Origin of the sequence: Streptomyces sp. 13-12-16, assembly GCF_002114215.1 — a bacterium.
GTDB lineage: Bacteria > Actinomycetota > Actinomycetes > Streptomycetales > Streptomycetaceae > Streptomyces.
Map to the genome: position 1 here is coordinate 1 of NZ_NCTE01000372.1, position 6773 is coordinate 6773.

The 6773-nt window shown below is 72.0% G+C and carries 7 protein-coding genes and 1 pseudogene; 2 read left to right on the forward strand and 6 right to left on the reverse strand.

Features of this window, described 5'->3' with window-relative positions:
• The coding region (locus tag B7767_RS15560) for a DUF4157 domain-containing protein (protein ID WP_373408216.1) at positions 1–1367 on the forward strand (1367 nt) is incomplete at its 5' end.
• Here the strand turns inward: B7767_RS15560 and B7767_RS49295 are convergent.
• The 3 genes from B7767_RS49295 to B7767_RS15575 are packed head-to-tail and all read right to left on the reverse strand — an operon-like array spanning position 1364 to position 3345.
• Positions 1364–1486 carry a PHP-associated domain-containing protein gene (locus tag B7767_RS49295; RefSeq protein WP_085572713.1) on the reverse strand — a complete coding sequence of 41 codons (123 nt, stop codon included), beginning with the start codon at positions 1484–1486 and terminating at the stop codon, positions 1364–1366. The two genes, B7767_RS15560 and B7767_RS49295, sit on opposite strands and share 4 nt — an antisense overlap.
• 60 nt (positions 1487–1546) lie before the next feature.
• The gene (locus tag B7767_RS15570) at positions 1547–2134 is read right to left on the reverse strand and encodes a hemerythrin domain-containing protein (RefSeq protein WP_085572714.1); all 588 of its coding nucleotides are present in this window, start codon (positions 2132–2134) and stop codon (positions 1547–1549) included.
• An 11-nt stretch (positions 2135–2145) separates the two neighbouring features.
• A complete protein-coding gene (locus B7767_RS15575) occupies positions 2146–3345 on the reverse strand; it encodes a hypothetical protein (protein WP_085572715.1) in 1200 nt (399 codons plus the stop codon).
• A gap of 525 nt (positions 3346–3870) precedes the next feature.
• Here B7767_RS15575 and B7767_RS15580 point away from each other — a divergent pair.
• Positions 3871–4554: a hemerythrin domain-containing protein gene (locus B7767_RS15580; protein ID WP_306297962.1), complete on the forward strand. Its 684-nt coding sequence runs from the start codon at positions 3871–3873 to the stop codon at positions 4552–4554.
• Between the two features lie 123 nt (positions 4555–4677).
• On the opposite strand, the gene B7767_RS15585 is transcribed toward B7767_RS15580, so the two are convergent.
• From B7767_RS15585 to B7767_RS15595, 3 genes and pseudogenes are all read right to left on the reverse strand, one after another.
• A complete protein-coding gene (locus B7767_RS15585) occupies positions 4678–5379 on the reverse strand; it encodes a phosphodiesterase (protein WP_085572719.1) in 702 nt (233 codons plus the stop codon).
• Between the two features lie 8 nt (positions 5380–5387).
• Complete coding sequence (locus B7767_RS15590) at positions 5388–6563, reverse strand: zinc-dependent alcohol dehydrogenase (RefSeq protein WP_085572716.1); 1176 nt, start codon at positions 6561–6563, stop codon at positions 5388–5390.
• Positions 6560–6773, reverse strand: a pseudogene (locus B7767_RS15595) (hypothetical protein); the annotation flags it as partial. The gene B7767_RS15590 and the pseudogene B7767_RS15595, both read right to left, overlap by 4 nt.

The following is a 6773-nucleotide window of genomic DNA, read 5'->3' on the forward strand; positions in this document are numbered from 1 at the left end:
CGCCGGCCGTGCCCGTCGCGGGTCCGCTCGCGCCCATGGCGCTGCTCGCCGTACGGCGCGGCGCGGGCAACGCCGCCGTGGTGCAGATGCTCCGCCGGGCCGGGCACCCGGGCGCGCAGGCCCCGGTGCAGCGTTCCACCGTGCCCGGCGTGCTGGGTTCCAGCGGGCGGCCGTTGGACGAGGCCGTCCGTACGGACATGGAGTCCCGTCTGGGCGCGGACTTCTCCGATGTCCGGGTCCACGACGACGCCGCCGCCCGGCGTTCGGCCGCCGAGATCGGGGCCCGCGCCTACACCTCGGGCAACCATGTCGTCCTCGGCGACGGCGGGGGCGACCGGCACACCCTCGCCCACGAACTCACTCACGTCATCCAGCAGCGCCAGGGCCCCGTGGCCGGCACCGACCACGGGGACGGGCTGCGGATCTCCGATCCCGCCGACCGCTTCGAGCGCGAGGCCGAGGCGAACGCGCACCGCGCGCTGTCCGGCCGGCCCGCGACCACCCCGGCGGCGGTGCCGGTGCAGCGCGGCGTCCACGAGGGGACCGTACAACGGGCCAGGTCCGCCGAGAACGTCCAGGACGTGTGGACCAACCGTCACTGGGAGCAGGAAGCCGGGGACCTCCCCGCGGTGAGCGCCGGCCCGCCGGGAAACGGCCGGAACCTCACCGTGATCCTCAAGGACGTGGCCAACCAGCTCCTCACGGAACTGGCGGCCCAGAGCGCGGAGGACGGGCAGAAGCAACTGCGGATGTTCCGGACGATGACCGACGAGGAGGCCGACGCGATCCTCGAGTGGCAGGGGGCCGGCAAACGGGAGGGCACCGAGAGCTGGCTGCGCGGGAACCAGGGCGATCCGCAGATCACGAAGAAGTACCACAGGGCCAAGGAGGAACCGGACTCCGCCGTCGGCGCCATGCCGGTCAAGAAGCACCTCGGCGACTGGGACCAGGCGTACGACTACTACGCGCGCAACCACAAGCAGCACTTCGAGACGGCGCGGAGGGCCCCCAACAGCAGGGTCGTCGGCGGCCCGGCGGTCCGCGTACTGGAGTTCACGCTCAAGAAGGGCGCGCACAAACGACTGTTCGACCCTGATTACATGGCGTTGTCCGGTGACACGGGGGCGCCCGCGGCCCTCCGGAAGATCCACGGGGCGCAGAACCGCCAGTTCCCCACGGGTTCCGGCAACGAGGGAAGCCTCACCGGCTACGTCGGCATGAAGCTGGAGGACATCGGGGACTTCAGCCTCAGCCTCGGCTCGAACACCGAGGCCACCCAGTTGCTGTTCCAGCTCTTCGTCCAGGACGTCCGGGACGTGACGAAGCGCGCCGGCCACCGGTGGAACGACGAGACGCAGGAGTACTAGCCGCAGAGGCCCGGCCCGGGCCGCCTCCGGCACGCCCCGCGGGTGGGGAGAAAGACCTCGGTGAAGCCGGATCCCACCATCCGGGGGACGTGAGCATCGGAGGCCTCCCTCGTCACCACCGCTCACACGGGTCGTGCACCGGCCCGTGTGCCCCGGGCCCGGCCGCGGCTGTTCCGGGCCTACTTGCCCATGGCCTGGCGCACGGCGTCCTTGGCGCGGTCCATGAGGGCGGCGACGGGGCCCAGGGCCATGTTCTTCGCCCCGGACTCGACGCCCGGGTGGGGCCGGGTGGGTGCCACCGCCTCGGCGGCCTTGATCGCCTTGGCCATCGAGGCGAGGCCGGCGACGTCGGTGCTGCGGCGGATGTGGGTGAACTCGTAGCGTTCCTCGGCCCGCGCGTGCTCCTGGACGTCCTTGCGCAGCTTCAGCAGCTGGGGCATGAACTTCGGGTCGTCGGTGTCCAGCTCGTCCAGGGCGGCCAGTGTCTCCTTGGCGGCCTTCTCCTCGGCGAGACGGTCCTTCACGACCTGCTCGCCACCGGCGAACCCCTTCCGGGCGAAGGGGTGGACGACCTCCTCCTCGGCGGTCTCGTGCACGGCCAGCAGGCGCACCAGGCGGCGGAAGGCGTCCCGGCGTTCCTCACCCGTGGTCGCCTCGACCTCGTCGAAGAGATTGCGGATGTCACCGTGCTGACGCATCAGCAGGGCGACGACGTCGTCGTCCTCGGCGTGGTCGTCCCCGGCGTGCGGGGTCTTCAGCTCGGACATCTCGGCCTCCCCTACTTCTCGCGCTGCGCGGGGTCGGGGTGCTCGCCCTCGGTCTGCACCCGGTACTCGCGGCCGAACATCTCGTCGTGCTCGGCCATGACCCGGTCGCTGGGGGGTGCCTCCCCGCCGTGGATCTGCTCCTGCATCTGCTCGAACCGCTCGTGCGCCTCGCGCACGTAGCCCGCGCCGAGCGTGGTGAGGTCCATCTGGGTGTCGAGCAGTTCGCGCAGGTAGCCCTTGTTCGGCTCGAAGGTGAGCACGTTGGGCAGCTCGGGGGCGAGTACGGAGGCGGGGTCGCGGCCGTCGTGGCGGCGCATCAGGTCGCAGGCGGTGTGCAGGTGCTCCAGCTCCATGTTCAGGTGCAGCTCCCAGATCGCCTTCACCTTGGGGTCGCTCTCCTGCTCCATGAAGGAGTAGTAGAGGTAGCACTCGTTGTACTCGTGGTTGACGAGCTGCTCCCACCACGTCTCACCGGGGTCCACCAGGGACTCGTAGTGGGTGACGTGCTCCTCCTCGATCAGCCCGATCTCCTGGTAGAGCTGACGGGCGATCGGCTCCATGTAGGTGGGGCCGGTGTTCATGTAGAAGTTCATGGTCTGCTGCTCCGCCGACATGATCGTCAGCGCGTGCAGCTTCGACAGCGGGTTCGTCTCGTCCTTGGCGTAGGGGTCGCGGACGTTGTCGACCGGATTGCGGTGGTGGTACCTGGTGGGCCGGCCGGGCATGACCTCGGTCAGGTTGTCGACGATCGACTCCGCCTTGCGGTGCTCGATCATCTCGTACAGGTTCGCGTACCGGTACAGGTGGTCGAAGTCCTCCAGCACCCCGAACTGGTACGCCTGCTTCAGGTACGGGTCCGGCTCCATCCGGGCCACCCACGCCGTCAGGTCCACCGCCACCTGCTCGTAGGCGATGGTCGTCTCCAGCACCGAGGAGACACCCGGGAGCAGCCAGTTCACGACCTTCTGCTGCTGCGCCTCGATGTAGCGGGTCCGGGCCAGCTGCCGCTTGATCTCGGGATCGGCCGTGTGCCGGGCGAGCTGGTGGCTGAACAGGATCGCCTCCACCTCGATCCCGTTCATCGTGATGATCCGGCAGCGGGTGTACGGGTCGCAGCGGTCGGGGTCGATCGGGTCCACGTTCAGCTCACGCCAGTTGCGTAGCTGGCGGTCCAGCGGGATGCCCCGCTGTTCAAGCGGATTGAACGCCATGGGGGGTGCCTCCTGAGGACGAGGGGGACTCGCGCGCCGCTGGGGTACCCCGTTCCGGGCGACGAGCACGGATGTGGTCCTCAGTCTGTTCACGGGGGGCGCTTTCCAGCCACCGCTCACACCCGAGGGCCGCATGGTTCTCACGGGTGGGCCAACCGGGCGGGCGGACGCCGTGCTCATCGGCGAGCATGCCCGCGTCTCACCGGACCGGACGGCACGGCGACCGCCCGCCGCCCGGGGGACGCCGGCCTCGGACGCACCGGTGTGCCCTCGACGCGCTTCGGCCGCCTGACGGCCCCTCCGGCACATGGCGGGGGCGGGAAGCGAAGGATCCGTCGGCGGACCACACCGGTGGCACGGGCGGAGGAGGAGCGCGGACCGGGGCCGCAGAAGGAACGGCGCCGGACGATGGGACGGGCCTGTGAGGGGAACCCGGACTCAGCGGACCGGCCGCCCCTCCGCGTCTCCGGCACGGAGGACGGCAACGGTCCGGGTGTCAGGCGTCACCTCGAGGCAGGAGCGACCGTGACCATCTCGATCACCCGCCGGGATTCCGCAGCGCTGGGAGGCGACGGCAGCATCCTGATGCGCCAGCGCAGGGACCACGCCCGGCTCGACACGATGATGAACCGCTGGCTGGCCGGTGGTACGGACGAAGAGCTCGACGCCCTGTGGCAGGACATCGTCCAACTGGTGTTCAGCCACGCCTTCGCGGAGGAGACCGTCCTGTGGCCCCTCCTGCGCCGTGTGTCCCCCCACGGCGAGGAGCTCACCGGTCGCGTGGAGGAGGAGCACCAGGCGATCAACGATCTGGTGGCACGGGTCGAGAAGTCGCCCGACGACCCCCGGCGTACCGAGTGGATCCGGCAGGCGTTCGACCTCGTCCGCCAGGACATCCGGGACGAGGAGGACGAGCTGCTGCCCCGTCTCCGGGACGAGTTCGGCGATCGCCGGCTGCGGCGGATCGGCGCCGTGTGGGAGGCGGTGCGGGCGACCGCTCCGACCCGCCCCCACCCCGGCGTCCCGCGGCGCCCGCCGGGCAACGCGCTGCGAGGCGTCCCGCTCAGCGTGTTCGACCGGCTGCGTGACCTCGCACCGGTCGGCGGCCCCGCCACCCGCCGCGCTTCCTTGATCGTCTCGGGCGCCGCAGGAGCCGCGGCCGTCGTGTTCTGCGTGGTTCGCGCCGCCCGCCGTCCGGGGCGCCGCTGACGTCCGAGGGAGTTCCGTCGTCCCCTGACGTCCGAGGAGGTTCCGCCGTCCATGCCGCCGCGTCCGGTGGCCGGGCCTCCTGTCATCCGCCGACGGCCGGCGTCCGCCGCCGGAGGACCCGCCTCATTCGTCGTGGCCGTCACCGGTTCGTCCGCGGCGGGAACCGGCGTACGCGGCGTCGCGGAGCCGGCGCAGCCGCCGGGTGGGGCACAGACCGGTCAGGCTGTGGGCGTACGGGTCGTAGGACACGGTGCGGGAGGCCGGAGCGGGGAGCACGGCTTGCAGGCTCAGGGTGGCGAAGGTGCGCCAGGGCTCGTCGGGGGCGGCCGCCCGCAGCGCGAACCGGACGGGCCCGCGGGCGAGCTCCTGCCACAGCGTCGGCCGCACGTCGTCCCGGTGGCCGCCGGGGACCGGGAACGCCGCCAGCACGCGCTCCCGGTCCCCCACCCGGTAGGACAGCAGGGTCGAGTACGGCCCCCTCAGGGCGTCGGGCCGGGGGAGGGGCAGACGGCGGCCGAACCGGCCGGGACGGCTGGAGGTGAACAGCAGGTCGAGCATGCCGCCCGGTCCGTCGGCGTCCTCGACGCGGACGGCCAGCCCCAGGCCGTCCGGCAGCCCTCGGGGCAGGCCCAGCGCCCGCGACCAGCGCACCGTCACCGGGTAGGAGCCGGGCCGGTCGAGCCACGGCACGCCCCAGCCGGTGCCCGCGTGGGCGGCGACGGTCAGCGTCCCCGTGCACAGCACCCCGTGGGGGTGCAGGGCCGGCGCCGACCGCCACCGGGCCAGGCGCCGGGCGAGTCCGTGGGCGACCCGACTGATGATCATGCGGTCCTTCAGGGCCGGGGGCGGATGACGGCGCGTACGCACCCGTCGGTCTTCTCCTTGAACATGTCGTACGCCGTGGGCGCGTCGTCGAGCGGGAGGCTGTGGGTCGCCAGGTGGGCCGTCTCGATCTCACCCGCGGCCAGCCGGTCCAGCAGCATCGGGATGTAGCGCTGCCCGTGCATCTGCGCGCCGCGCACGGTGAGCCCCTTGTTGATCACCGCGCCGAGGGGGAACTTGTCGACGGCTCCCGCGAAGACCCCGAGGATGAAGACGGTGCCCCCCTTGCGGCAGGCGTGGATGGCCTGGCGTACGGCGGTGGGCCGGTCGGTCTGGAGGCGGAGCTGCTGCTTGGCCTGGTCGTACAGGTGCATCGGGCCGTCGCTGTGCGCCTCCATGCCCACGGCCTCGATGCACACGTCGGGGCCGCGCCCGCCGGTGCGTTCGCGCAGTTCGGCGGCGACGTCCGTGCTGGTGTAGTCGATGGTCTCCGCGCCGACGTACCGCTCGGTCATGGCCAGCCGCTCGGGGATGCGGTCGATGGAGATCACCCGCTCGGCGCCCTTGAGGACCGCGGCCCGGGCGGCCATCTGCCCCACGGCGCCGCAGCCCCATACGGCGACCACGTCACCGGGCTTCACCCCGGCCAGGTCGGCGCCCATCCACCCGGTGGGCACGGAGTCGGAGACGAACAGGGCGCTGGTGTCGTCGATGCCCTCGGGGACCTTGAAGGCGCCGTAGTCGGCGAAGGGGACGCGGACGTACTCGGCGTGGCTGCCGCGCAGGCCGCCCATGGCGTGCGAGTAGCCGAAGATGCCGGCGGTCTCGTAGCCGAAGAGGGCCTGGCCGATGCCGGGATTGGTGTTGGTGTTGTCGCACAGGGACCACAGGTCGTTGGCGCAGTACCAGCAGCGTCCGCAGCCGATGAACGAGCAGACGACGACCCGGTCGCCGACCTTGTGCCTGCGCACGGCGGACCCGGTCTCCACGACCTCGCCGACGAACTCGTGGCCGATGACGTCACCGGCGCGCATGGCCGGGATGTAGCCGCCGATGAGGTGCAGGTCGGAGCCGCAGGTGGTGCCCGCGATCAGCCGCACGATGACGTCCTGGTCGTTGCGCAGCTCCGGATCGGGGACCTGCTCGACGGACAGCTTGTTCACGCCTTCCCAGCACAGTGCCTTCACAGCACTCCCTCCCCACCGGAGCGACGGGTGAACACCTCGACCAGCTTGCCCCCCGGTGTGGGGCGGGTCGTGGGCGGCGCGTCGGGCCGCAGCACCTCGCCCGCCTCCAGCAGGGACTTCGCGTCACGCAGCGCGCGCCGCAGTTCCTGACGCGGGTCCTGCCCGGCCAGCCGCGCGGGCACGGCGGCGGACGCGGCGGGCACGGGCTCC